The organism is Nostoc sp. FACHB-888 (genome assembly GCF_014696655.1).
In the GTDB taxonomy this organism is placed as follows: Bacteria; Cyanobacteriota; Cyanobacteriia; order Cyanobacteriales; family Nostocaceae; genus Nostoc.
Genome location: NZ_JACJQM010000379.1, coordinates 1 through 2278, shown reverse-complemented (window position 1 = coordinate 2278; position 2278 = coordinate 1). Strand labels below are relative to the sequence as shown.

Sequence of the window (2278 nt, the reverse complement as noted above, 5' to 3'; positions counted from 1 at the left end):
ATGCAGTACTATCTAGATCAAGTGTTGCTGCTGGCTGCCCAAAGCCCTGACATCCACAAGCTTTTCTTAGAAGTGATGCACCTACTTAAACCCCCCAATGTATTTTTCCATCTCAGTGTTCTAAGGCAGGTGTTACAGCGAATCATCAAGAAGAGTGATCAAAACTGGAATAGAAGTGGGGACAACTTGTTGGTAGATCAGTGATTTTCTGATTGCTTACCGAATGAACCGTCAGCGATCGCCTTGGTAATCACTGCTCAACCTCTAACTCGTAATGCCATCTCCAAACGGTTGGTGAATTCTGAGGAGCGATCGCAAGTCATAATCAACTGCTCCATTGCTCGTGTCATCGCCACGTAAAGTAATCGCGCTTCTTCTTCTGGTGTACCGTGTCCGTACTGGTCAGGCATATAACCAATGCCAGGAATAAACACTACGGGAAATTCTAACCCTTTAGAAACCGCTTCATGGTAATGTGAAACCACTCCCGCGTCTTTGGCATTGGTAGCCTGTACAGTTGGCGAGTGTTGACAAAATAGTAAAACAGCCAGTCTGCCTCAGTATAGAGAAAACAGCCGGGGGTTCCTTTCTCTAGGTTGCTATGCGTCTCAAAGAAGAGGTTACGAGTTTTATTCCACCTATCGCCCTTAATCTCAATCAAAATTTCGCTACTGTGCGTTGTCCAAATGAGGTCAATATCTCTGCGTTGATAATCTGGGTCATTTTCAACGTTTATCACGCTCCTTGTTTCTGACTTTGACCACAACCACGCCTCAATGTCAGTAGCCGCCTGATTGGCTACCTGCACCGCGTCATCCATCCTGTAGGCGTAGGTCATAGTTCTAATTCCACCATTAAAATTTGTTAGTACAATTGTATTATTAAGTTGATATAGAAAATTCAGTTATGCACCTTCTGTGGTTTCGTCGAGACTTACGTTTGACTGACAACGAAATTGTTGCATTAGCGTCTGCCAAAAATGCCGCAGTTTTACCATTCTTCATTATTGACCCTTGGTTTTATCAATGGGTCGATGTAGGTAAAGCACGGGTGCGGTTTTTGTTTGAGTCTTTAGAAAATCTAAATAGCAATCTACAAAAATTAGGCAGTGAATTAATATTATTTGAAGGGAATGCTGTAGAGATTATACAAGAATTAACTCAACAATTAATACAGCAGGGATATAGACCAAAACTCTACTTTAATCGTGATGTACAAGTTGAGTATGGTGTTAGTCGAGATAAAAGTATAGTTAATTTATATCAAGCATTAAATCTCAATTATCATCTGGGACTAAATAACTTTTTGCAATCACAAGATAAACGTGAGCAGTGGTTTAACGATTATTACACATATCAAAGACAATCTGTTTACCCAACTCCCACTAATATCAACAGTCCATCACTTTCTCTAAACGTACCTCAAATTACATTTTCTGAACTCAAACAAAAATATTCAGCCTTTTGTCAAACAGAACAGATATATTTTATTGGTGGAGAAACACAGGCACAAGCTACATTAAATTCATTTCTTAAAAGTAGATTTAATGGTTATCATTGGAAACTTTCACGCCCTTGGTTAGCACAGCAGGCAGCAACATCGCATTTATCACCACATTTGACTTTTGGTACAATTTCAACTCGCATTGTTTACCAACGTACTAAGGCAAGGGCAGCAGAACTTACAAATCAACCCAAGGCGGAATTTTCCTTAAAAGCTTTTCGTGACCGCTTACGCTGGCACGATAGTTTTACAAAGCGCCTTTATTTTTACCCAGAAATAGCTTACAAAAACCGCTACCCGGAATTTGATGAATGGTATACACCCCTAGAGTTACCACCAGAAAAACAAGAACTATTTCATGCATGGCTTGAAGGTTTAACAGGCTTTCCCCTGGTAGATGCCAGTATGCGACAACTAAAAACTATGGGTTGGATGAATTTTCGCATGAGGGCGATGTGTGCCACATTTTTAACTATCAATTGCGGTATTTCCTGGCATCATGGCGCTAGACATTATATGAACTATTTAGTAGATGGAGATTTAGCAATTGATAATTGGCAGTGGCAGATGCAATCAGGTGTTACTAATCCCTTAAGTGATACTTTTCGCATATATAACCCAAATAAGAATATTCAGGAAAAAGACCCAGACCTCAAATTTATTTACTATTGGATAAGCGAACTGAAAGGTTACAGTCTAACAGAAATTATTCAAGGTAAATATATTGGCACTAGTTCTTATCCACAAACTATTTTAGATTGGGCTAAAACCCGCA

The 2278-nt window shown here is 39.6% G+C and carries 3 protein-coding genes and 1 pseudogene; 2 read left to right on the top strand and 2 right to left on the bottom strand.

The genetic code is table 11. From position 1 onward, the window contains the following. Positions 1–204: pseudogene (locus H6G26_RS42245) on the top strand (2-polyprenyl-6-methoxyphenol hydroxylase-like oxidoreductase); the annotation flags it as partial. 53 nt (positions 205–257) lie between these two features. On the opposite strand, the gene H6G26_RS41060 reads toward H6G26_RS42245, so the two are convergent. Continuing rightward, the gene (locus H6G26_RS41060; RefSeq protein ID WP_242054400.1) at positions 258–410 is read right to left on the bottom strand and encodes a 3'-5' exonuclease; all 153 of its coding nucleotides are present in this window, start codon (positions 408–410) and stop codon (positions 258–260) included. 35 nt (positions 411–445) lie between these two features. Continuing rightward, positions 446–838: a histidine phosphatase family protein gene (locus H6G26_RS41055; RefSeq protein ID WP_242054399.1), complete on the bottom strand. Its 393-nt coding sequence runs from the start codon at positions 836–838 to the stop codon at positions 446–448. A gap of 68 nt (positions 839–906) precedes the next feature. On the opposite strand from H6G26_RS41055, the gene H6G26_RS41050 reads away from it, so the two are divergent. Continuing rightward, a partial coding sequence (locus H6G26_RS41050) for an FAD-binding domain-containing protein (RefSeq protein ID WP_190737814.1) occupies positions 907–2278 on the top strand: 1372 nt, incomplete at its 3' end.